The following is a 24670-nucleotide window of genomic DNA, read 5'->3' as shown; positions in this document are numbered from 1 at the left end:
TGACATTCACCGTCGAACGACGGAACCTCCGTTGACGGCAACCACCGTGCCCATCTGCGCACTTCCCGCGAGACCGGAGACCATCGGCCTCACAAGTTGACCGACACCGACAATCCCAGCACGGTCGACACGTCCCGTTCGACGACCCATCCCCCGGACTGCCCGCCGTACTCTCAATGCACGGATGCGCTCCCCTTGCGCACACCACCAGCACCCGGCACTGATCAGACATCACCCGAACCTTGAAATCCGCAGGTCAGGTGGCTTGCACACACCCAGCGAAACAGATCACGCCCGTAATCAAACCTCTGACCTACGCATCACGCCTGCGCAGGCCAACAGCCCGGCTCGCGCCCGGACCAAACAGCACGAACAACAAAAACCCCAGGTCAGAGGCCTGACCTGGGGTTCAAAAAGAGCCGCCTTCGGGATTCGAACCCGAGACCTACGCATTACGAGTGCGGGGGCCCGGCGAAACGATCGGACGCCTGCACGAACACTAACGACCCGACTCCCGCAAGCACGTCACGTACCATCGGATACTTCGCAGGCAGCCCTCGGCAAGAAGTCCCCGAGAAGTCCCCGACGCGACTCAGGACGAGCCTGCCCACGACAAAACTGCAGTTCAAGGGCATGATCAACAGCCGCCGACATGTCCGTGAAGTACAAGGAGACGGCTCGGGGTGGGTTGGCTGTGAACATCATCGAGTGTTGAGGAAGTAGGCCCTGGCCAGCGCGTTCGCGTCTTTCAGCGCTGTCAGGGCCTTCCTTTCTTACGCGGCCCACGATTCAAGCACCGTGGTGCTTTCCGGTGTGGCGGCTGGTGGGCCGCATCGACGGCGACGCGTTGGACCGGGCGGTGGGCCCCTGGCTGTCCGACCGGCACAGGTGCCGACGGCTGGCTTCGGGGGCCGGCGGTCGACGGCAAGAGCCTGCGCCGCGAAAGCGTTGCTGACAAGGGAAATCTTCCCACCCCGATTCGACCGACCCGGTGTACTGAGTCACCCGCGCCATCTGGCCGGCGACGACGGCACGGAGTTCCGCCGAGACCTCATCCAGAAAAGATCTTGGCGGGTCATGTCGAAACAGGGGCTTCCCGTTCGAGCTCCAGTTGGAAGGGCTGACAGCCAGCCCTGCAGTTCGAAGGGAACAGGGACGATGTCCCAGACAAATACGGTGTCAGCGGCTGCGAAGGCCGCAGGGCGCGGTCGCATCCCGGCTACGGGAGCCGGAAGGAACCTGCTGGTCTGCAGCGCCATCGCCGGGCCGTTCTACGTCGTGGTGTCACTGACCCAGGCGCTGACCCGCGAGGGCTTCGACCTGACCCGGCACGCCTGGAGTCTGCTCAGCAACGGCAGCCTGGGCTGGATCCAGGCGACCAACCTGATGGTGACCGGCCTGATGGTCACCGCGGGTGCCGGTGGCCTGCGCCGCGTCGTGGCCCTGGACAGAAGGGGCATCCGGTCTGCTCGGCTGTGGGTTGCGTATGGGCTGAGCATGGTGGCAGCCGGGATCTTCCGCGCGGACCCGGCGCTGGGCTTTCCCCCGGGTACGCCCGACGGTGGCGTTTCCACCAGCTGGCACGGCGTGTTGCATTTCGTGTCGGCAGGCATCGGTTTCCTCTGCCTTGTCGTGGTGTGCTACCAGCTGGCGCGGCACTTCGCAGCTGCCGGCCTGCGGGGATGGGCAATGTTCTCGCGCATCACCGGGAGCGTGTTCCTGGCAGGCTTCGTGGCGCTGGCCGGCAGCGGCGGAGCTGCCTGGGCGAACCTCACGTTCACGGCGGCGATCCTGTTGGCCTGGGCGTGGTTGTCCATGGTCTCCCTCCACTTCCGCAGCCGCGCACCACGCACTGCGACCGCATAGCTCCCCTCTACACACAAAGAAAGGTCCGATCATGCGTTACCTGGCGTTGCTCAAGGCCGCCCGCCCGACCACACCGCCTCCGCCCGAGCTGATGGCCGCGATCCTCAAGCTCGGTGAGGAGGCGACCAGCGCCGGCAGTCTGCTGGACACCGCGGGCCTGGCCCCGGGTGAGATGGGCTCTCGTATCAGCCTGTCCGAGGGGAAGCTGAGCGTGACCGACGGCCCGTTCGCCGAGGCCAAGGAGATCATCAGCTACGCGCTCTACGAGGTACGCAGCAAGGAGGAGGTCATCGAGTGGACCTCCCGCTTCATGCAGCTGCACCGGGACCTGTGGCCGGGCTGGGAAGGCGACGCTGAGGTCCTGAAGGTGATGGGACCCGAGGACTTCGCCTCGCCCGCCTAGCGCACGGGTGGTTGGATCGGCAGCGTGGCAGCTGCCGATCCAACCGATCCCGAAGATCCTTCCCGCACGACCCATCGGGCCGTGGAGGCGGTCTGGCACATCGAGGCGGCCAGGCTGATCGCGAGCCTCGCCAGGCTCGTACGAGACGTCGGCCTAGCCGAAGATCTCGCACAGGACGCCTTCGTCGTCGCGCTGGAGCAGTGGCCGAAGACCGGCATTCCCGATGATCCCGGTCCGTGGCTGAGGGCGACCGCGAAGCATCGCGCGATCGATCTGCTGCGGCGCCAGGAGCGGTACGCGGCCAAGCTCAACTTGCTCGGCCGCGACGTCGAAATTCAGCAGGAGTACGCGGAGAAGGAGTTGGACGCCGAGCTCGACGACCACATCGGCGACGACCTTCTCCGGCTCATGTTCACGGCGGCTCATCCGGTGCTGTCCGCCGAGGCGAAGGCGGCGCTGACCCTCCGGCTGCTCGGCGGACTGACCACCAGGGAGATCGCCAGGGCCTTCCTGATTCCGGAGCCCACCGCCGCCCAGCGCATCGTGCGGGCCAAACGCGCACTGGCCGACGCCGGCGTCCGCTTCGAGTTGCCCACCCCGGCCGACCTGGCCGACCGGCTGTCCTCGGTTCTGGAGGTCATCTACCTGATCTTCAACGAAGGCTACTCCGCGACGGGCGGCGAGGACTGGGCACGCCCCGCACTGTGCCAGGAGGCCCTGCGGCTGGGACGCGTCCTGACGTCTCTGCTGCCGGACGAAGCCGAGGTCCACGGTCTGGTGGCGCTCATGGAACTGCACGCCTCCCGTCTGCCGGCCCGTACCGACGACGCCGGGGAGCCCGTACTCCTGCCCGACCAGGACCGGCGGCTGTGGGACCGGCTTCTCGTCCGCCGCGGTCTCGAAGCCCTCGACTGTGCCGAGTCGCTGGGCGGCGGCTCCTACACGCTGCAGGCCGCGATCGCGGCGTGCCATGCCCGCGGGCGCTCCGCGGACGAGACCGACTGGCCGCGCATCGCCGCCCTGTACGAGGTGCTCGCCTACGTCCAGCCCACTCCCGTGATCCTGCTCAACCGGGCCGTCGCGGTGGGCATGGCGGACGGCCCGGAACGAGGGCTGGGCCTCCTCGCCGAGCTCGCCGAGGAGCGGGCGCTCAAGGAGTATCCGCAACTTCCGGCGGTACGCGGAGAACTGCTGACCCGGGTAGGCCGACACGACGAGGCACGTGCCGAGTTCGCACGGGCCGCAGGGCTCACTCGCAACAAAGCCGAGCGAAATCTCTTCCTCAAACGCGCCGACGACACCAGCCGGCGACCGGGATAGAGCACGTTCACTCGCCCGACTCTACGACCGGCAGACCGGCAGTCCATCAACAACCAGCGCATCGAAGGGCTCCTGAGCGCCTACGTCCGGCCACCCGACTTGGATCAGTAGCGTCTGCGGCGAAGCCCTGGGTGGGTTGGCTGTGAACGTCATCGAGTGTTGAGTCGGGCGGGCTGCGGGCGGCGGCGTATCTGTCTCTGGTCCGGCGGGCGGACCGCCTGGCGGGTCTGCCGGAACAACGGCTGGTGGAGCGCCTTCGGCAATTCCGGGTACGGAAGGTCGCCGCCGTACTCACCCGGCACGGCCTGGCCTTCTTCGCACAGTTGCAGAAGAACGTCCTCGACCGCCAAGTCTGGTTCGCCCGCCAGGAGTTGCGGATCTCGATCGTGACCTGGATCGAGCGGACCCACCACCGGCGCCGGCGACAACGACTCCTGGGCCGATGGACCCCCGTCGAGTACGAGTGCGTGCTTGCCTAGAGCGCACTCCACGTGACTAGCGTTAGTCCATGAAGTACACGCAGCTCGGACGCACGGGCCTCAAGGTCAGCCGACTCGTCCTCGGCACCATGAACTTCGGTCCGCACACTGACGAGGCCGACAGCCACGCGATCATGGACGCGGCGCTGGACGCGGGCATCAACTTCTTCGACACGGCGAACGTTTACGGCTGGGGCGAGAACAAGGGCCGTACCGAAAGCATCATCGGCAACTGGTTCGCGAAGGGCGGCGAGCGGCGCGACAAGGTCGTCCTCGGCACCAAGGTCTACGGCAACATGGGCGTGGACGACGCGGCCTGGCCCAACCACGACAAGCTGTCGGCGGTGAACATACGGCGCGCCGTGGACGCCTCGCTCAAGCGGCTCCGGACCGACTACATCGACGTCTACCAGTTCCACCACGTCGACCGGGACACCCCGTTCGAGGAGATCTGGCAGGCCGTCGACGTACTGATCCAGCAGGGGAAGATCCTTTACGTCGGGTCGTCCAACTTCCCGGGCTACAAGATCGCCCAGGCCAACGAGATCGCCGCCCGTCGCGGCGGCACCATCGGCCTCGTGAGCGAGCAGTGCCTCTACAACCTCTACGAGCGCCGTGCCGAGATGGAGGTCATCCCGGCCGCGCAGGAGTACGGCCTCGGCATCATCCCGTGGTCACCGCTGCACGGCGGTGCGCTCGGCGGCGTGCTGAAGAAGGAGGTCCAGGGCGGTCGGCGCAGCGAGGGGCTCGCCGCGGGCAACATGTCCGGCCCTGACGTACGCGCGAAGATCCAGGCGTACGAGGACCTGCTCGACAAGCACGGTCTGGAGCCCGGCGAGGCCGCCCTGGCCTGGCTCCTCACCCGCCCCGGCGTGACCGGCCCGATCGTCGGCCCGCGCACGGCCGAACAGCTCGAATCCGCCCTGCGCGCCATCGAGTTGGATCTGAGCGAAGAGCTGCTGGCCGGGCTGGACGAGATCTTCCCGGGACCGGGGCCGTCTCCGGAGGCCTTCGCCTGGTAGCGGTCGCAGCCGCATTCGTTCGCAGTCGCATTCCTTCGCAGTCGCCGCCACCGTCTTCGGGACGGGGCAGCGCTCGTTCGAGTACAGGGATGCGACATCCTTCGATTGCTTGCCCGTGTCGGGCGACTACGCCGTAGCGAGTACCTGGACGGTGTCGCCCAAGGTGCCCGCCACTTCCTTCCACTCGGGGAGGGAGATCGTCAGGGGTGGCAGAAGCTTCAGTACATGCCCCGACCCCGAGGTCTCGGCGATGACGCCGGCACGGAACAACGCCTCCCGAATCCGCTCGGCCGTCACGGCGGCGGGGAATCTCAGGCCGCTCATCGCTCCCTTGCCGACGACTTCGGCGGCACCCGCCGGGAGGGCGTCGGTGATGCTCGCGAGGCTGGTGCGGATCGCGGCGGTCAGTTCGGCGGCGTGGTCGGTGAAGTGCGGGTCGGCCCAGTGGTCCAGTGCCGCGGAGCCCGCCACGAAGGCGAGGTTGTGACCACGGAACGTGCCGTTGTGCTCGCCGGGGGCCCAACGGTCGAGCTCGCGCCGGATCAGCAGCGCCGCCATCGGCAGCCCCATTCCGCTGAGGGACTTGGACAGGCAGACCAGGTCGGGGCGGAGTTCGGGGGCGTCCTCGAAGCTGAAGAAGGTACCGGTGCGTCCGCAGCCCGCCTGAATGTCGTCCACGATGACCAACGTGCCGGTGGCCTCGGCGAGTTCACGGATCCGGGCCAGCCACGCGCGGGGAGCGGTGTGCAGTCCGCCCTCGCCCTGGACCGTCTCCAGCAGGACCGCGGCGGGCGGGGGCGTCGCCGCGCCCGGGCCGAGGGCGTGTTCCAGGGCGGCGAACGGATCGGGCTCGGCCGCGTCGCCGTACGGGAGGATCGTGACGTCGGTCAGAGGAACGCCCGCCGCGCCGCGCAGCAGCGGGGAGGTCGTGGCGGCGAGGGCGCCGAGGGACGCGCCGTGGAAGCCTCCGGTGAAGGCGATCACCTCGGTGCGCCCGGTGACCTTGCGGGCCAGCTTCAGGGCGGCCTCGACGGCGAGCGTTCCGGCCGGTCCGGGGAACTGGACGACGTGGTCGCCGAGGCCGCGCGGCTGAAGGACGACGCTGGTGAACCGCTCCAGGAAGTCGGCCTTGGCCGTGGTGTGCAGGTCCAGCGACTGCACCGGGCCGTCGGCTGTGAGGTAGGCCGTCACCCGTTCGACGATCTCGGGCGGGTTGTGGCCGTAGTTGAGCGAGCCGGCCCCGCACAGCAGGTCCACATAGCGTCGCCCCGAGGTGTCCCACAGATGGTGTCCGGCGGCTCGTTCGAAGACCACCGGGAAGTCGCGGCAGTAGCTGCGTACGTTCGACTCGTGACGCTCGAACACCGCGAGGGGCGTCCGGTCGGTCTCGGCCATGTCAGCACGTACCTTTCCTGTCAACGGTTCTCGTAACGCGTCGCGGGCCGACGTCATTTGAGGGATCACTTGACCAGCACCGTTCCGTCACCGGGACGGTGGTCGCGGGAACGGCGCAGGTCGCTGAAGGCGAAGGTCCGCTGGAGCCAGCGGTCGCGGCCGTCGTAGCGCGGGGTGAACGCCGAACGGCCGTGCAGGGTGATCCGGTTGTCGACGACGGCGAGGTCGCCGGGGCGCAGCAGCACCCCGGTGTACGTGCGGTGCGCCACCTCGGCGAGTTCGGCGAGGGCGGCCCGGCCCTCGGGCGTCACACCCTTGGTGGCCGCCTCGTCGAAGCACCAGTCGGGGTCGTCCGGGTCGCCGGTGAGCACGGCATGCGCGGTGCCTTCGCCGGCCGGGCCGAAGGACGGTGGCGCCTCGGTGACGTACTCGGGCCTGCCGAGCGCCTCCCGGGTGCCGGGGGTCAGCAGCGGCAGGACGCGTCGGGCGCAGCTGGTGCGCAGTTCGGCCGTGCCCTCGTGGTCGGGGCGCAGGCACAGCAGCATGACGTAGTCGGGGCGGTGGGGGTGGAAGGCGTTCTCGGTGTGGAAGGTGAGTTCGACCGAGCCGACGTTGCCCTGGACCGTCTCCTGGCCGGGCACCGGCACCACGTCCTGAACGAGGGCGCCGGACTTCTCCGCCGCGAACGCGGCCGGGTCGCCGAGCCCGGCCGCGAACAGCAGCAGCGTCGCCGCGGGCAGGGACGGGCCGTGCTGGACCGAGCCCTTCACCATCGGGGTCGGCGGCAGGTGCGCGGCACCGATGGGGAGACTCCGGAGGACGAGGGCGCCGTCGGGGCCGGAATACCTGCGGAACTCCCTCACGGTGCGCCGTATTTCGGCGGGGGCGTCCTCCCAGGCGTGCCGGGCGAGGGCCACCCAGGCGGGGTCGTCGACCCGGTCGCCCGCCTGGTCCAGCAGCTGCGTGGTGACCTGGCCCAGGGTGGTCAGCGTGCGGGGGCCGTACCGCACTGTGCCGTCGGCGCTCGCCGGGGCGTACGGTGCCTGCGTCATGTCGACGCTGCTCACGTGCGTGTTCCCTTTCGTCCGCTGCGTCCGCGTCACTCGCCCATGGCCCGGACAAGGCTCTTGGGGCGCAGGTCGGTCCACTCGCGTTCGACGTACTCCAGGCAGGCGGTGCGGCTGTCCGGGCCGAAGACGCTGGTCCAGCCGGCGGGTACGGCGGTGAAGTCGGGCCACAGCGAGTGCTGGCCCTCGTCGTTGGCCAGGACCCGGTAGGTGCCGTCGGGGTTCTCGAAGGGGTTCGTCATGACGGGTCGGTGTTCCTTTCGGGAGCCGGGAGGCGCTTCGCCTCCCGGGTGTGGGGAGTTGGGCCACGGTTCCGGCCGGTGGTCCGGGCGGTGTGGCCGGTCATCAGGTGGGAAGGGGCGCGCGGAGGCAGCCCTGCGTGGGAAGGCCCGCGCGGAGGCAGCCCGGCCACCGAGGCCGGTCCGCACGGCTCGCCTCACCGTTCGACGAAGTCCCAATAGCGGGAGATCGCGGCCTCGTCGATGTCCGGGATCGCGACCGCCAGGTCCCGCAGCCGCTGAAGCGTCCTGTCGTTGTCGAACTGCAGGGTCGGCTGCTCCGGGTCCGGCGCGTTCCTCGCGTGCTCTTCGAGATACGCCTGGTAGGGCATGATCGGCAGGTCCTGTCCCCGTTCGCTCGCGCGCCGCAGACGGTGCAGCCACTCGGTGAGCGGAACCGCTTCGGAGACCGTCCCGCGCATCCGGTCATAGCCGCTCATGAAGACAGCGGCTCCGACCCTGCGCGGGTGGTGGAGGTGGTGCACACGGGCGGTCCCGGTCCCGTTCAGGACCAGCTCCACGACGGCGCGGGCCAGGGCGTCGACGGGGAGCAGCGCTTCCTCCAGATCCGGTCCGACCGGATGGCAGCCGAGCGCGGCGCAACTGGTGAGCAGCCGGGAGAACATGTCGTCCGCACTGACGGCACCGGTCGAGGTGTGCGCCCAGATACGGCCGAGCCGGTGGATGCCACCGGTGGCCCCCCGCTCGAAGGCACGCTCCACCAGCCGGTCCGCGACCCATTTGCTCGCCACGTACCCGTTCCCGAACGGGTGCTTCTCACCGTCGATCGGTGAGTCCTCCGTGACCAGCCGGGAGTCCTGGCCGAGCCCGAACACACCGAGGGTGGAGAGGTGGTGGAACGCCTTCGGCCGGCCTTCGGCGGCCAGGCGCAGCAGGGTTCGGGTGCCCTCCACGTTGGCCGGTTTCAGCCGGGTGTACGGCGAGAGGTGATGGACGTGTGCGCCGCTGTTGACGATCGTGTCGACCCGCTCGCGCAGTCCCGCCCAGTCCGCGGGGTCCAGGCCCAGGTCCACTGCCGTCAGATCCCCCCGGACGACGTTCAGCCGCGGATCGTCCGGCGTCGGCGTGAGGTCGATGCCGTAGCGCCGCATGGCCCCGGTCAACCGTTCGACCGCCTCGGCGTCGGTCCGCGCACGGACGAGGCAGTGCACCCGCGCCGGGGTCCGGTGCAGCAGCTCGGCCAGGAGGAAGGCTCCGACGAACCCTGTGGCCCCTGTCAGCAGAATCTCTCGCGGACCACCGGCCTGCGGCGCATCGGAGGGGCCTGCGGGGGATGTGCCCGACGTGAAGCGCAAAGCGGGACTCAGCTCGGCTTCCGAATCCGGCACCCACGATTCGGTCTGCGGGCCGCCTTCCGCGAGGTGGTGGGCCAGTCCCGCCGGGGTCGGTGCTTCGAGAAGCGCCGACAGGCTGAAGCGGACCGCCAGCGCCTCACCGATCCGGTTTGCCAGACGGGTGGCGAGCAGGGAGTGACCGCCCAGCGCGAAGAAGTCGTCGTCGGCGGAGACCTCAGGCACCCCCAGCACCTCGGCGAACAGCCCGCACAGCAGGGCCTCCTGTTCGGTCCGCGGCGGTCGGCCGGTACCGGCGGCGGTGTCCGGCGGGGCGGGCAGTGCCCTGCGGTCGAGCTTTCCGTTGGCGTTCAGCGGGATCGCGTCGACCTCGACGAACGCGGACGGTACGAGGTGGGCTGGCAGGGTCGCGGCGAGCCGGGCCCGCAGGTCGTCGGCGTCGAGCGGCGCGGGGCGCTCCGCTGGAGGGGCAGTTCGTTCGCTGCGGGTCTGTGGGGGCTGGTGGCGCAGTTCCCCGCGCCCCTTACGGGGCACGACGTAGGCGACCAGCCGTACGTCGCCCGGGCGCTCCTCCCTCGCGATCACGGCGGCCCCTGCAACCCCGTCGAGCGCCGTCAGCGCCGACTCGATCTCGCCGGGCTCGATCCGGTAACCCCGGATCTTGACCTGGTCGTCGACGCGCCCGGCGTACTCCAGCACCCCGGCACGGTTCCAGCGGGCCCGGTCGCCCACCCGGTACATCCGGGTGCCGGGCGGGCCGTACGGGTCGGCGACGAAGCGTTCGGCACTCTGGCCGGGCCGCCCGGCGTAGCCGCGGGCCAGGCCGGTGCCGGCGAGGTACAGCTCGCCCCACACCCCGTCGGGGACCGGCTGGAGGTGCTCGTCGAGCACGTACACGTGCGCGCCCGCGATGGGGCGGCCGATGGGCACCGGCCCCGCGCCGAGGTCGTCGTACGGTTCGAGCCGGTGGACGACACAGCCGACGGTCGCCTCCGTGGGACCGTACTCGTTGATCACCACGGCCTTGGGGTGCCGCTCTCGCCACTCCTGGAGGGCGGTGCCGTCGAGGGCCTCGCCGCCGATGACCAGGTTCCGGGCGTCGCTGACACGGTCGGGCAGCGACTCCAGCAGCCGTAGATGGCTCGGGGTGACCTTGAGCAGGTCGGGGGTCGGCGTGTCCTCGTCCAGTTCCCCGAACCGCACCCGGCCGCCGGTGACCAGTGGCGTGAACAGCGTGGTCACCGGCATGTCGAAGGCGAGGGAGGTGTGGACCAGGGACTCGCCCGAGGCGGCCGGGTACATCCCCGCGGCCTCGCTCAGATAGGCGGCGAGCGAGCCGTGCTCGACGACCACTCCCTTCGGGCGGCCCGTCGATCCGGAGGTGTAGATCAGGTAGGCGGCCTGCCGGGGGTGGACCCGGACGCCCGGGTCACCGTCCGCACCGGTGTCCGGGGCGGCGGCGAGGGCGTCCTCGTCGAGGACGATCGCGGCGCCCGCGTCGGCGACCAGAGCGTCGATCCGCGCCTGCGGGTTGGCCGGGTCGATCGGCAGATAGGCCGCCCCGGTCTTCAGGACCGCGAGCAGCGCCACGACCACCTCCGGGCGACGCGGCAGCACCACGGCGACGACGGTCTCCGGTCCGGCCCCGAGCGCGACCAGGTGCCGGGCGAGCCGGCCCGCGCGGCGGTTCAGTTCGTCGTACGTCAACTCCGTACCGCCCGTACCATCCTTGCCGTCCGAGACGACGGCCACGGCGTGCGGAGTACGCGCCACCTGTGCCTCGAACATCTCCGGCAGCGACGCCTCCGGGAGCGGCCGGGCGGTGCCGCCTCGCCGGTCGAGCGTGTCCTCGCGTTCGGCCGGGGTGAGCAGGGGGAGGGCGTGCAGGGGACGCGCCGGGTCGGCTGTCACCTCCTCCAACAGGCGCAGATAGCGGGCGGCGACGCTCTCGGCGGTGGCGCGGTCGAACAGGTCCGAGGCGTACTCGACCGACCCGGACCAGCCGCCCTCGCCGCTCTCGACGAGCGTCAGCGACAGGTCGAACTTGGCATGGTCGCCGGTCACGTCCCCGACGGTCACCTCAAGTCCGGGCAGTTCGGGGGCGATCGCTTCCTGATTGACCGTCAGCATGACCTGGAACAGCGGGTGTCGGGAACGCGAGCGCGCCGGGTTGAGGACCTCGACCAGTTGCTCGAACGGCACGTCGTCGTGGTCGTACGCCGCCACGTCCGCCGCTCGCACCCGGTCGAGGAGTGCCTCGAAGGTGGGGGCGCCGGAAGTGTCGGCACGCAGGACCAGCGTGTTGGCCAACAGGCCGACGAGGTCTTCGAGCGCCGTGTCCGGGCGGCCCTCGACGGGCGTTCCGATCACGATGTCGTCGCCGGCTCCCAGCCGATGAAGCAGAGTGACGAGCGTGGCGTGCAGCACCATGAAGGCGCTGGCCCCCCGGCCCCGGCCCAGCGCGTCGATACGGCCGCGCAGTGCGGCCGGCACCGTGAAGGGCACCGTGCCACCGCGCTGGGAGGCTACAGCGGGTCGGGGCCGGTCGGCGGGCAGTTCGATCTGGTCGGGGATACCTGCCAGCTCCCGCGTCCAGAAGTCGAGCCGGTCGGCGGGCAGTTCGCGCTCCCACAGCGCGTAGTCGGCGTACTGGAGGGGCAGCGCGGCCCAGTCGGGGGCGCGGCCGGTGAGGCGGGCGGCGTAGGCCGTGGAGAGATCCTCGGCGAGGGGCCGCATGGACGCGCCGTCGGCCGCGATGTGGTGCAGGAGCAGCAGCAGGACGTGTTCCCGCTCCGCGTCGGTGAACAGCACGGCGCGGATGGGCGGTTGGGAGTCCAGGGCGAACGGCAGTCGGGCGGCCTCCGCCACCCCGGCGTCGAACCCGGCCGGGTCGGACGACCGGATGGCGAAGCTCGGTTCCGTGTCGACGACGACCTGGTGCGGTCCTTCCGGCCCCTCGGCGATCACCGTGCGCAGCACGTCGTGCCGCCGTACGAGGTCGCCGAAGGCGGCTCGCAGGGCGTCCGTGTCGAGGGTGCCGGTCATCCGCAGGACGACGGGGATGGTGTACGTCTGCGACGGGCCGTCGAGCCGGTCGAGGAACCACATCCGCCGCTGTGCCGCTGACAGGGGCACCCGCTCGGGCCGTTCGCGCCGCACCAGCGGCGGCCGGGCAGAACCCGCACCCGAGCCCGTGACCAGCGCGGCGACCCCGGCGACGGTCGGGTTCTCGAAGACGTCCCGCAGGGACAGCTCCGCGCCGAACAGGGTCCGGATCCGGTTGACCAGGCGGGCGACCAGCAACGAGTGGCCGCCGAGGTGGAAGAAGTTGTCGTCCGCGCCCGCCTCGGGAACGCCCAGGACCTCCGCGAAGACGTCGGCGACCTGCCGCTCGACGCCCTCGGCGGCCGGCTTGCGCGGCTGCCCTGCGGTGAGGTCGGGTGCGGGCAGCGCCTTGCGGGCGATCTTGCCGTTGGCGGTCAGGGGCAGGGTCTCCAGCACGACGAAGGCGGCGGGAACCATGTAGTCGGGCAGGGCGCGCGCGGCGGCGGCACGCAGAGCGACCGGATCCGCCGGGTGATCCGCCTCCGGCACCACATACGCGACGAGGCGCTTGTCGCCGGGGGTGTCCTCGCGGACCACCACGGCGGCCGCGTCGATGCCGGGCTGTGCCGTCAGAACGGCCTCCACCTCGCCGAGTTCGATGCGGAACCCGCGGATCTTGACCTGGTCGTCCACGCGGCTGACGAACTCCAGCAGACCGGCGGCCGTCCAGCGGGCCAGGTCACCGGTGCGGTACATCCGGGATCCGGGCGAGCCGTACGGGTTGGCGACGAAGCGTCCGGCGGTCAGCCCGGGGCGGCCGTGGTAGCCGCGGGTGACCAGGTCACCGGCGACGTACAGCTCGCCGGCCGTGCCGAGGGGCGCCGGGCGCAGCAGCGCGTCCAGCACGTACATCCGGGTGTTCCAGGCGGGGGTGCCGATCGTGATGACGCCGGGCGGGACGGGGTCGCCGGGTTCGATGCGGAACAGGCTGCAGCCGATGGTGGTCTCGGTCGGGCCGTACTCGTTGAGGACGGTCACCCCGGGGTGCCGGGTGCGCCAGGCGTCCAGCACGTCGCCGAGCAACGACTCGCCGCCGAGGACGAGTTGGCCCTGAGGCGAGTACTCCTCGGGAACCACGCCAAGGAGGTGCAGATGGCTGGGGGTGGCCTTGACGAAGTCGGGCCGGGTGACGCGGGCGTCCGGGTCGGGGCCGCTCGCGGTCCAGCGCACCAGTTCCACGGTGCCGCCGTGGATCAGGGGGCCGAACATGCCGGTGGCGGTGAGGTCGAAGGAGACCGGCGAGTGCACCAGGACGCGTCGGCGCAGGCTCTCGTACTCGTGGGTCGCCCAGGCCAGGTAGGCGACCAGCGAGCGGTGCTCGACGACGACGGCCTTGGGCCGCCCGGTCGAACCCGAGGTGAAGATGACGAACGCGGCGTGCTCGGGCCGTCGTGCCACGTCGGTGACCGGGGCCGTCGACTGCCGGTCGATCTCCGGATCGGAGGTCAGGACGATCGCCGCGTCCGTCAACGGGCGTACGGTGTCGGCGAGTTCGGCCGTCGTGACCACGGCGGCCGGCGCGATGTCGCCCAGCATGAAGGCGAGCCGGTCGGCCGGGTGGGCCGGGTCCAGGGGCAGATAGCCGGCGCCGGTCTTCAGTGCGGCCAGCAGGGTCACCGGGATGTCCTCGCCGACCGGCATCAGTACGGCGACACACCGCTCCGGACCGGCGCCCAGGCCGATCAGGTGCCGGGCCAACTGGTTGGCGCGGGCGTCGAGTTCGCCGTACGACAGCTCGCGCGCGCCGAAGACGACGGCCGGGGCGTCCGGGGTGCGGGCAGCCTGGGTCTCGATCAGGTCGGTGAGGGTGGCCGACGGCACCTCGTGGTCTGTGGCGTTCCAGTCGGTGAGCAGCCGCCGTTCCTCGTCAGCCACGACGTCGAACTCCCCCACCGGGCGCCCCGGTTCGGCGGCGACGGCGGTGAGCAGCCGGGTGAAGCGCTCCGCGATCCGGGCGGCCGAGTCGCGGTCGAACAGGTCGGTGGCGAACTCCAGGAGTCCGCTCACCCCGCCCTCGGGCCGCTCGGTGAGGAAGAAGGACAGGTCGAACTTGGCGGCGGGCGAGGCGACTGGCTGGACCCGTGCGGTGAGGCCGGGCAGGTCGACGGCAAGGTCGAGTGCGGCCTGCTGGTCGGCGTTGTTGAAGTTCAGGCCGGTCTGGAACAGCGGGTGCCGGGCGGTGGAGCGGGCCGGGTTCACGGCCTCCACGACCCGCTCGAACGGCACGTCCTGGTGGGCGTAGGCGGCCAGGTCGGCGGCCCGCACCCGGCGCAGCACCTCGGTGAAGTCGGGGTCGCCGGTCAGGTCGGTGCGCAGCACGAGGTTGTTGGCGAAGAAGCCGACGAGGGGTGTGAGGGCGTCGTCCGTGCGGTTGGCGACGGGTGAGCCGATGACGATGTCGTCGCCCGCGCCGAGCCGGTGCAGCAGGGTGGCCAGAGCGGCGTGCACGACCATGAAGACGGTCGTGTGGTGCTCCCGGGCGAGCCGGACCAGGGCCTCGTGCACCTCGGGTGCGACGGCGAGGGGCACGGTGTCGCCGCGGTGGGTGGGCACGGCGGGCCGGGGCCGGTCGAAGGGCAGCTCCATCTGCTCGGGCAGCCCGGTGAGCGTCCCGCGCCAGTGGTCGAGCTGCCGGGACAGCGCGCTGTCCGGATCGTCGGCCTCACCCAGCGCCCGCCGCTGCCACACCGCGAAGTCGGCGTACTGGACGGGCAGTTGGGTCCAGCCGGGTTCTTCGCCCCGGGTCCGGGCCGCGTAGGCGGTGGCGAGGTCGCGGGCGAGCGGGGCCATGGAGGCGCCGTCGCCGGCGATGTGGTGCAGGACGAGGAGCAGCACGTGCTCGCCGGCGCCGAGGTCGAACAGGGTGGCCCGCAGCGGGCGTTGGGCGGTGAGGTCGAACGGCGTACGGACGGCGTCGGCCAGGTGTGCGGCGAGCGCCCCCTCGTCGACGCTCACCACGGTCAGCGGCGCCACCGACGGCAGGATGATCTGGTGCGGGCCGTCCGCGTCCTCGGCGAAGACCGTGCGCAGGGCCTCGTGCCGTAACGTCAGGTCGTCCAGGGCGGCGGTGAGCGCGGGCACGTCGAGATCGCCGGTCAGCCGCAGCGCGACCGGCAGGTTGTACGTCGGGGACGGGCCCTCGAAGCGGTGCAGGAACCACAGCCGTTCCTGGGAGTACGACAGCGGCAGGCGCCCCTCGCGCGGCTGCGCGGTGATGCCGGCACGGCGCGGTCCGCTCCCGGTGAGCCGGGTGGCGAGCTTCGCCACGGTCGTCGCCTCGAACAGCACCGACAGCTCGATGTCGACGTCGAGGGCGGCGCGGATACGGCTCGCCAGCCGGGTGACCAGCAGGGAGTGACCGCCGAGCGAGAAGAAGTCGTCGTCGATCGAGACCTCGGGGAGACCGAGCACCGCGGCGAACAGCCCGCACAGGATCTCCTCCTGCGGGGTGCGCGGTCCGCGTCCGGCGGTGTGCGTGACGTCGGGGGCGGGCAGGGCCTTGCGGTCGAGCTTGCCGTTCGGGGTGAGCGGCAGCACGTCGAGGGTGATGATCTGGGCCGGGACCATGTACTCGGGCAGTCGGGCGGCGAGGCGGTCGCGTACGTCGTCGGTGTCCACCGGGGTACCGGGGTCGGCGAGGACGACGTACCCGACGAGCCACTGGCCGTGCACGGCGGCGGCGGCCTGTGCGACGGCCGGGTGGTCGGCCAACGCGTCCTCGATCTCGCCGAGTTCGACCCGGAAGCCGCGCAGCTTGACCTGGTTGTCGGCGCGGCCCAGGTACTCCAGCTCGCCGTCCGCCGTCCAGCGTGCGACGTCACCCGTGCGGTACATGCGGGATCCGGGCGGGCCGTAGGGGCTGGCGACGAACCGTTCGGCGGTCAGGGCGGGCCGGTCGAGGTAGCCGCGGGCGAGCTGGACGCCTTCGACGTACAGCTCGCCGGGCACTCCGGGGGCGACCGGTGCCAGCGTCGCGTCGAGCACGTACGCGCGGGTGTTGGCGATGGGCCCGCCGATCAGCACGGTCTCGGTGTCGGGCGGCGCGGCCCAGGCGGTGACGTCGACGGCGGCCTCGGTCGGGCCGTAGGCGTTGAGGAGCACGGCGCTGGAGTCGTCGTGGAAGCGGCGGACCAGCTCGGCGGGCAGGGCCTCGTCGCCGGAGACGACCAGGCGGACGGAGTCCGGCAGCAGGGTCTCCGCCAGGTAGGCGCCGAGCATGGACGCGCTGAGGTGGACGACCGCGACGGACTCCTCGCGCATCAGCCGCTCCAGGTAGAGCGGGTCGCGATGGCCGTCGGGCCGGGCCACGACGAGGGTGCCGCCGTACATCAGAGTCCAGAAGACCTCCCACACCGACACGTCGAAGCTGACCGGGGTGGACTGCAACACCCGCTCACCTGCGGCGAGTTGGTGGTCGCGCTGCATCCACCACAGGCGGTTCGCCATGCCCGCGTACGTGTTGACCGTGCCCTTGGGGCGGCCGGTGGAGCCCGAGGTGTAGATGACGTACGCGGCGTTGTCGCCGTGGGCCGTCACCTCCGGGTTCTCCGCGGCCCCCGCGGCGTCGGGTGCGATCCGCTCGAAGCCGTCCGCGTCCCGGTCGGAGATCAGCAGCCGGGCGCCGGAGTCGGTGAGGATGTACGCGATCCGGTCGGCCGGGTAGCCGGTGTCGATCGGCACGTACGCGGCGCCCGACTTGAGGACCGCCCACAGGGCCACCATCAGGTCGACCGAGCGCGGCAGCATCACGGCGACCCGTGACTCGGGGCCGACACCCCGCTCGCGCAGGGCGTGTGCAAGCCGGTTCACCCGGGTGTTGAACTCGCCGTAGGTGACGCGCTCGCCCTCGAAGCGGATCGCCTCGGCGTCCGGGTCGCGCAGCGCGTGTGCCTCGAACAGCTCGACCGCCGAGCCCTCGCCGTCGAACGCCACGGCGGTGTCGTTCCAGCCGGCGAGCACCAGGGCGCGGTCGTCGGCGCCGAGCACGTCCACCTCGGACAGCCGCTGCCTGGGGTCGGTGGTGACGTGCTCCAGGATGCGGACGAACCGGGCGGCGAAGCTCTCCGCCGTACGCCGGTCGTACAGGTCGGTGGCGTACTCCAGGCGGCACAGCAGTCCGCCGTCCTCGTGGACGTGGCAGTCGAAGTGCACGTCGAACTTGGCGGTGCCGCTGGTCACCGGGCCGGGGTCGGCGGTGATGCCGGGCAGGTCGAAGTGGGCCTCGCGCAGGTCCAGCCAGGCCAGCATCACCTGGAAGAAGGCGTGCCGGGAGCGGGAGCGCTCCGGGTTCAGCTCCTCCACCAGGCGTTCGAACGGGACGCCCTGGTGGGCGTAGGCGGCGAGGCCGGTCTCCCGGACGCGGACGAGCAGCTCCTCGAAGCTGGGGTCGCCGGAGGTGTCCATGCGGTAGACGAGGGTGTTGATGAAGACGCCGACCACGTCGTCGAGCACCGAGTCGGGCCGATCGGCGATCACGCCACCGAGCGGGATGTCCTCGCCCGCGCCGAGCCGGGTGAGCAGCAGTGACACGGCGGCCTGGAGGATCATGAACGGAGTGCTGCGGGTCCGGCCGGCCAGATCCAGCATCCGCTGGTAGAGCTCCGGGCGGACGGGGAACTCCACGTGGTCGCCGCGGTGGGTGGCGACCGCCGGGCGGGGCCGGTCGCCGGGGAAGGTGACCTCGGGCGGGAGGCCGTCGAGGTGCTGCTTCCAGTGGTCGATCTGGCGGGGCAGGTCCGCGGCGAGCGTCTCGCGCTGCCAGGTCGCGAAGTCCGGGTACTGGACCGCCAGTTCGGAGAACGCCGGTTCCCCGCCGGTGGTCCGGGCGCGGTAGGCGGTCGTGATGTCCTCGGCCATCGGGCGCAGCGAGGCGCCGTCCGCCGCGATGTGGTGCACGACCAGCAGCAGGACGTGGGTGTCGGGCCCGGTCTCGTACAGCGTCGTCCGCAGGGGCACGTCCCGGGTCAGGTCGAACGGGCGAGCGGCGTCGGCGGCGAGGTCGGGGGCGGGATCGCGGACGCACTCCGTGGTGTACGGCGTCCAGGGCGGCAGGACGACCTGGTGCGGACCGTCGGCGTCCTCCGGGTAGACCGTGCGCAGCGCCTCGTGGCGGGCGACGAGGTCGGCCAGCGCGCCGGCGAGGGCGTCGGTGTCGAGGGGGCCGGTCAGCCGGATCTGGAGGGGGATGTTGTACGTCCCGGAGCTGCCCTGGAGCCGCTGGAGGAACCACATGCGTTCCTGGGCGAACGACAGCGGGATGCGGCCGGGCCGCTCCTCCGCCGTGATGCGCTTGGCCTGCGGGGAGAGCCCGGTCAGGCGTTCGGCGACGCCCGCGACGGTCGGGGCGGCGAACAGGTCCCGCAGGGACAGGTCGACGCCGAACTCGTCGCGCACCCGGTGCACCAGACGGATCATCAGGATCGAGGTGCCGCCGAGTGCGAAGAACTCGTCGTCCACCCCGACCCGTTCGACGCCGAGGACGTCGGCGACGATCGCGCACAGCGTCCGCTCCTCGGCCGAGCGGGGTTCGCCGCCCCTGACGGTGGGGGCGGTCTTCGTGGGAGCGTCGGCCGTACGGACGCCGGTGACGAGCAGCCGGTCCTCCTCGCTCACCGCCGCCACCTCACCGGCCGGGGTGTCGAGTCCGTCCGCCGCGCCGCCGATCAGTTCCGCCAGGAGGTCGGCGAGCCGGGCGACGGCCGCCGCGCCGAAGGCACCGGCGAGGTACGAGAACCTCAACCGCAGCCGCTGCTCCGGGAAGACGGACAGGCTGACCGGGTAGTGGGTGCGTTCGACGAGGTCGGCGTGGGCGAGTCGCAGGCCGCCGGCCGCGATGCCCTCGTTCATCGGGTAGTTCTCGAAGGCGACGACGGTGTCGAAGAGGGCGTCGAAGCCGGTGGCGCGGGTCATCTCCGCGAGGGAGGCGTGCTGGTGGGGGTGGAGGGACTGCTGCTCGCGCTGGAGCCGGGCCAACAGCGCGGCCAGTGACTCGTCGCGGTCGACGCGGACCCGGACCGGGAGGGTGTTGACGAACAGTCCGACCATCGACTCCGCACCGGGCAGCTCGGGCGGGCGCCCTGAGACGGTCGCGCCGAACACCACGTCGTCGCGGCCGGTGAAGGCGCTCAGCAGCAGGCCCCACAGGCCCTGCACGACGGTGTTGACGGTCAGCCGGTGGGTACGGGCCGTGGCCGTGAGGGCGCCGGTCAGTGTCTCGGGCAGGACGAGTTCGTGGACGTCGTGCGCGTCGGAGGTGCGGTGGGCGGGGGCGAGCAGGGTGGGTGCGGCGAGGCCGGCGAGCTGTCGGCGCCACACCTCGGCGGAGGCCTCGTGGTCCTGTCGGCCGAGCCAGGCCAGGTAGTCGCGGTACGGGGTGGCCGGGGGCAGTTCGGCGCCGCCGTACAGGGTGAACAGGTCGCGTACCAGGAGCGGCAGGGACCAGCCGTCGAGCAGCAGGTGGTGGTGGGTCAGCACCAGGCGGTCGCCGAGCACGGTGAACCGCAGCAGGGGCGGCCGGACCACGCTGCAGCCGCGGGCCCGGTCGCGGGCGAGGAACGCCTCCAGGTCGTCCTCGTCGCGTACCTCCCAGCCGACCTTGACGTCGGCGGGGATCACCTGCACGGGAGCGCCCGCCGAGCGGCTGCGGAACGCGGCGCGCAGGTTGGGGTGGCGGTACAGCAGGGCGGTGGCGGCCGCCCGCATCCGCTCCGGGTCGAAGCCGCCGTCGATCTCCAGGACGAGCTGGCCGACGTACGGGTCGTCGGGCTCGTACAGCGCGAGGAAGAGCAGTCCCTCCTGGAGCGGGGAGAGCGGCAGGACGTCGGTTGCGCCGCGGAACCGGTCCAGTTCCTCCTGGGTGATCCGCACGAGGGGCACGTCCGAGACGGTGAGCCCGCCGCGGGTGTGCGCGGAGAGCTCGGTCAGGGCTCCGGTCCATGCCTCGGCGAGGGCGCGCACGTCGTCCTCCGTGAGGACGCCCGCGGGGTAGGTCCACTCGGCGGTGAGCGCGCCGTTTCGGACGTAGGCGTCGATCTGGACGGCGTGGGTGAGGGCGAGGCGGTCGTCGGCGAGCAGTTCGACGGCCGTCTCCGCCTCGGCGAGGTGCCAGCCGCCGAGATCCTGTGCGTCCAGCCGGCCCAGGTAGTTGAAGGAGATCTGGGGCGTGGGCAGTCCGGCGAGGTGGTCGCGCAGCAGGTCGTGGCCGCGGCCGCCGTGCGGGACGGCGCGCAGTTCCTCCTTGGTGCGCTTGATCAGGGCGGCGTCGGTCCGGGTGCCGGCGCCGAGGCGTACCGGGTGGATACGGGTGAACCAGCCGACGGTGGTGGACAGGTCCATCCCGTCGGGCAGGTGGTCGCGCCCGTGGCCCTCCAGGTCGACCAGGACGGGTCCTTCGCCCCGGTGGCGCTGTACGGCGGCCGAGAGCGCGGCGAGCAGGATGTCGTCCGGGGTCGCCCGGTAGGCGGCGGGCAGGGTGGTCAGCAGGGTGGCGGTGAGCTCGGCCGGGAGGGTGACGGTGATCGAGCGGGCGGTGCCGTGTACGTCCCGGGCGGCGTCGAGGGGGCGGGTGCCGAGGACGGGCTCGGTGATGGCCAACAGGTCTTTCCACAGCGGGAGTTCGTCGTCCGGGGCGGTGGCGAGGTGGTGGGCCCAGCGGCGCAGGGAGGTCCCGGGCGGGGACGGTTCGCCGTCGGCGAGCGCCTCGGCGAGGTCGGTCAGGAGGATGCGCCAGGACACTCCGTCGACGACCAGGTGGTGGAGTACGAGCAGCAGTTGCCCGGACTCGAACCACACGGCCCGCACCATCACCCCGTCCTCGGGCGACAGCGCACGCCGGGCGGCCTCCTTCTGCCCCGGAACGTCCTCGTCCTCGGCGCGGGTCAGGCAGTCCTCGGCCCGTACGGCGCCCACGGGCCGAATGCGGCGGCCTCGCATGCGCAGGGCGTCATGGCGGTCGAGCAGCTTCTGGAGGGCGGCGGTCAGGTTGTCGTACGACAGTCCCGGCCGGGCGGCGAGGAGGAGCGACTGGGCGAATCCCTCGGTGGGGCCGCCGCGTTCGGCCAGGCGCCGGGCCATCGGTGTCTCGGGGAGGTCGCCGACCGGGTCGTCCTCGACGTGCACGGTGGGCGAGGTCGCCGGTGCCGTCGCGGCGGCCGTGGCGAGCCGGGCGACGGTCGGGTGGTCGAAGACGTCCTGAGGGGTGAGACGGAGGCCCTGGCGGCGGGCCCGGCTGACGAGCTGGATGGCGTGGATGCTGTCCGCGCCGAGGGCGAACAGGTTGTCGTCCACGCCCAGTTCGGGCCGGCCGAGCAGGTCCGCCGCGAGGGTGTGCAGCGTGCGTTCGGTGATGGTCCCCGGTGCGCGTCCGCCGGCCGGGAGGTCCGGGGCGGGCAGGGCGCGGCGGTCGACCTTGCCGTTGGGGGTCACCGGGATCGACGGCAGGACGAGCACCCTCACGGGCACCATGTGCGCGGGCAGCCGGTCGGCGAGGTGGGTCCGCGGATCGGTCTCCGGCGCGCCGGTCACATAGCCGACGAGTCGGCGGGCGCCCGCGGCGGAGTCGTGGACGAGGACCACGGCCTGCTCCACGCCGGGCACCGACGCCAACACGGCCTCGACCTCGGCGGGTTCGACGCGCTGTCCGTTGATCTTGACCTGATCGTCGGCGCGGCCGACGAACTCCAGGCCCCCCTCGGCCCGGCGGCGCACCAGGTCACCGGTGCGGTACATGCGGGCGCCGGCCGGGCCGTACGGGTCGGCCACGAACCGCTCGGCGGTCACGCCGGGACGGTCGAAGTAGCCACGGGCGAGCTGGACGCCCGCGAGGTACAGCTCGCCGGTGACACCGTCCGGGACCGGCTGGAGGGCCGGATCGAGCACGTAGGCACGGGAGTTGTGGGTGGGCGTGCCGATGGTGACGGGCACTCCGGGCGCACAGGCGTGGGAGGTGGCGGTCACCGAGAACTCGGTCGGCCCGTAGGAGTTGTGCAGCCGCGCGCCGCACTCGCGGTGGAAGCGGTCGGCGAGCCCGTCGGGCAGGGCCTCGCCGCCGCAGCTGACCATGCGCAGCGACGGAGTGGGCACGTACTCGTCGAGGAACGGGCCGAGCATCGCCGGGACGAAGTGGATGACGGTGACCTGTTCGTCGCGGACCAGGCGGGCGAGGTACGCGGGGTCGCGGTGGCCGTCGGGGCGGGCGACGACGAGGGTCGCGCCGCGGGTGAGGGTCCAGAAGACCTCCCACACCGACACGTCGAACCCGACCGGCGTCTTGTGCACGACCCGGTCGCCCGGGGTGAGCCGGTACTCGTCCTGCATCCAGGCCAGCATGTTGCCGATACCGGCGTGGGTGACGACCGTGCCCTTGGGGCGGCCGGTGGTGCCGGAGGTGTGGATGACGTAGGCGGCGTGGTCCCCCCGCGGGACGACGCCGGGGTGCGTGTCGGGCTCGCCGTCGCCGAGGACCCGTACGTTCTCCTCGTCGAGCACGAACAACACGCGGGCGTCGGCGAGGACGTAGGCGATCCGCTCGGCCGGGTAGCCGGTCTCGACCGGCACGTAGGCGGCGCCGGTCTTCAACACCGCCCACAGCGCGACGATCAGGTCGAGCGAGCGCGGCAGTCGCACGGCGACCCGCGACTCCGGCCCCACGCCGCGTGCGCGCAGGGCGTGCGCGAGGCGGTTCACGCGGGCGCCCAGTTCGCCGTACGTCAGCCGCTCGCCCTCGAAGACGACGGCCTCCGCGGCCGGGTCCTGCGCCTCGAACAGCTCCACGAGCGAACGCGGGTCGGTCGCCCGGTCGGTGGTGTTGTGGGCGTGGAAGCGCTCCCGCTCCGCGTCGGCGAGCAGGTCGAGGGCGCCGATGGGCCGGTCGGGGTGCTCGGTGGCGGTGGTGAGGAGGCGGGCGTAGCGGTCGCGGTGGGCGGCGGCCGTGTCAGGGGTGAAGCGGCCGGGGTGGGCGTTGACGGTGAGTTCGATGCCGTCGCCGGCTTCGGGGTCGCCGTAGGCGTGCAGGGCGAGGTCGCGTACCGGTCCTGAGGCCAGCTGGTGTGCCTCGGCCTGGACCGGTCCGAAGGGCAGGCGGGCGGCGGCGAAGGTGAGGACGTTCAGGGAGGGGCCGTTCAGGGTGCCGGGGTGGGCCGTGGCGGCGAGGTCTCGGCGGAGTTCGTCGTGCGGGTGACGCTGATGGCGGGTCGCCTCGGCCAGGCGGGCGGCGACGCGGTCGAGGAGTTCGGTGAAGGTCGTCGAGCCGTCGACGGGGATCCGCAGCGGGACGTCGTTGACGAGCATGGCGGGTGTCGCCAGGGCGTGCGGGCTGAGCCGGGCGGCCATGAACACACGGACGAGGACGTCGTGGGCGCCGGTGACCCGGTGGGTGTGCGCGGCCATGGCGGCGATCACCGGCAGGGACCAGCGGGAGCCGCCGAGACCCCGCACGCGCGAGGAAGTGTCCTCCGGCAGGCGCAGCCGCGCGCCGGGCAGGCTGGGGGCGAGTCCCGTGGCTCCGGAGCCGAGTTCGGTGGACTCCGGCAGGTCGGCGAACTCCCGCCGCCAGTAGGCCCCGTCGCGCTCATGACGGGCCGAGCCCAGGTAGGCGTGCTCCTCGGCCAGTACCTCGCTCAGGGTGCCGAAGCCGCTCGCGGGCGGCTGCTCGCCGGCGGCCAGGGCCGTGTGGATCTCCAGCAGGCGACGGCAGTGCAGGACCTGTCCGTAGCCGTCGAGGAGGATGTGGTGGTAGCGGAAGTGGAACCAGTGCCGGTCGGGTCCGAGCCTCAACAGGGTGTGCCGGAACAGGCGGTCGCCGGTGAGCGGGACGGGGCGGGCCTGATCGGTGTCGATCCAGGCTCGGGCGGCGCCGGCCGGGTCGGCCTCGCCGCTCAGGTCGTGGTACTCCAACTCCCCCGTGACGGACGGGTCGAGCGTCTGCCGGACCGTGTCCCCGTCGTCGTGGAAGCGGACTCGCAGGGCCTCGGTCTCGGCCACGGCCCGCTCGACGGCCCGGGTCAGCAGGGCGCGGTCCACGGGCCCGGGGATGTCGTAGTAGATGCCGCAGGTGTAGAGGGGGCTGTCGGTGGCGAGGCGCTGGGCGACCCATACCCCTTGCTGGGCCGCCGTGAGCGGGAGCGCGGTGTTCATCGTCAGGCCCGCTTCTCGCCGACCAGCCCGGACAGGGCCGCGCTCAGCGCGTCGACCGTGGGGTGGTCCCAGGTCAGGGCGTCGTCGACGGTCACCTCGAACTCGTCCTCGATGTCGGCGGTGATGGCCAGCGCCGTCAGGGAGTCCAGGCCGTAGTCGGCCAGCGGCACCGACGTGTCGATGTCCTCCGGAGAGCGCCGCAGGTAAGCCGCCACCCGTTGCGTCAGCCAGGTGTGCACGTCTTGGTTGCCAGCGGTCATGAGGAACTCTCTTTCTGAGCGGAGAAGACG

9 protein-coding genes, 1 tRNA gene and 1 pseudogene are annotated in these 24670 nt (G+C 71.8%); 5 read left to right on the top strand and 6 right to left on the bottom strand.

Features of this window, described 5'->3' with window-relative positions; all coding sequences use genetic code 11:
- Positions 1-420: 420 nt before the first annotated feature.
- Positions 421-509: transfer RNA gene (locus ACI2L1_RS03050), tRNA-Thr, on the bottom strand.
- A 649-nt stretch (positions 510-1158) separates the two neighbouring features.
- Between ACI2L1_RS03050 and ACI2L1_RS03045 the strand changes: the two genes are divergently transcribed.
- From ACI2L1_RS03045 to ACI2L1_RS03025, 5 genes and pseudogenes are all read left to right on the top strand, one after another.
- A complete protein-coding gene (locus tag ACI2L1_RS03045) occupies positions 1159-1866 on the top strand; it encodes a DUF998 domain-containing protein (protein ID WP_404737565.1) in 708 nt (235 codons plus the stop codon).
- Between the two features lie 31 nt (positions 1867-1897).
- Positions 1898-2269, top strand: a complete 372-nt coding sequence (locus ACI2L1_RS03040) for a YciI family protein (RefSeq protein ID WP_404737564.1) — start codon at positions 1898-1900, stop codon at positions 2267-2269.
- Positions 2270-2350: 81 nt separating this feature from the next.
- Positions 2351-3589, top strand: a complete 1239-nt coding sequence (locus ACI2L1_RS03035; protein ID WP_404737563.1) for an RNA polymerase sigma factor — start codon at positions 2351-2353, stop codon at positions 3587-3589.
- Positions 3590-3837: 248 nt separating this feature from the next.
- Positions 3838-4068 (top strand): annotated as a pseudogene (locus ACI2L1_RS03030) (IS3 family transposase); the annotation flags it as partial.
- A 29-nt stretch (positions 4069-4097) separates the two neighbouring features.
- Positions 4098-5090, top strand: a complete 993-nt coding sequence (locus ACI2L1_RS03025) for an aldo/keto reductase (RefSeq protein WP_404737562.1) — start codon at positions 4098-4100, stop codon at positions 5088-5090.
- Positions 5091-5216: 126 nt separating this feature from the next.
- Here the strand turns inward: ACI2L1_RS03025 and ACI2L1_RS03020 are convergent, their stop codons facing one another.
- From ACI2L1_RS03020 to ACI2L1_RS03000, 5 genes are all read right to left on the bottom strand, one after another.
- Positions 5217-6485: a diaminobutyrate--2-oxoglutarate transaminase gene (locus tag ACI2L1_RS03020; protein WP_404737561.1), complete on the bottom strand. Its 1269-nt coding sequence runs from the start codon at positions 6483-6485 to the stop codon at positions 5217-5219.
- A 65-nt stretch (positions 6486-6550) separates the two neighbouring features.
- On the bottom strand, positions 6551-7552 hold the full coding sequence (locus ACI2L1_RS03015) for a TauD/TfdA family dioxygenase (protein ID WP_404737560.1): 1002 nt from the start codon (positions 7550-7552) through the stop codon (positions 6551-6553).
- Positions 7553-7584: 32 nt separating this feature from the next.
- Entirely contained in the window at positions 7585-7794 is a 210-nt protein-coding gene (locus ACI2L1_RS03010; RefSeq protein WP_404737559.1) for an MbtH family protein, read from the bottom strand.
- A 194-nt stretch (positions 7795-7988) separates the two neighbouring features.
- Complete coding sequence (locus tag ACI2L1_RS03005; protein ID WP_404737558.1) at positions 7989-24380, bottom strand: amino acid adenylation domain-containing protein; 16392 nt, start codon at positions 24378-24380, stop codon at positions 7989-7991.
- Positions 24381-24382: 2 nt separating this feature from the next.
- Positions 24383-24640: an acyl carrier protein gene (locus ACI2L1_RS03000; RefSeq protein ID WP_404737557.1), complete on the bottom strand. Its 258-nt coding sequence runs from the start codon at positions 24638-24640 to the stop codon at positions 24383-24385.
- Between the last annotated feature and the right edge of the window lie 30 nt (positions 24641-24670).

Origin of the sequence: Streptomyces sp. NPDC019531, from assembly GCF_044903305.1 — a bacterium.
Classification (GTDB): domain Bacteria; phylum Actinomycetota; class Actinomycetes; order Streptomycetales; family Streptomycetaceae; genus Streptomyces.
Note: the sequence above shows the minus strand (reverse complement) of the source record. Positions and strands in the feature narration are given on the sequence as shown.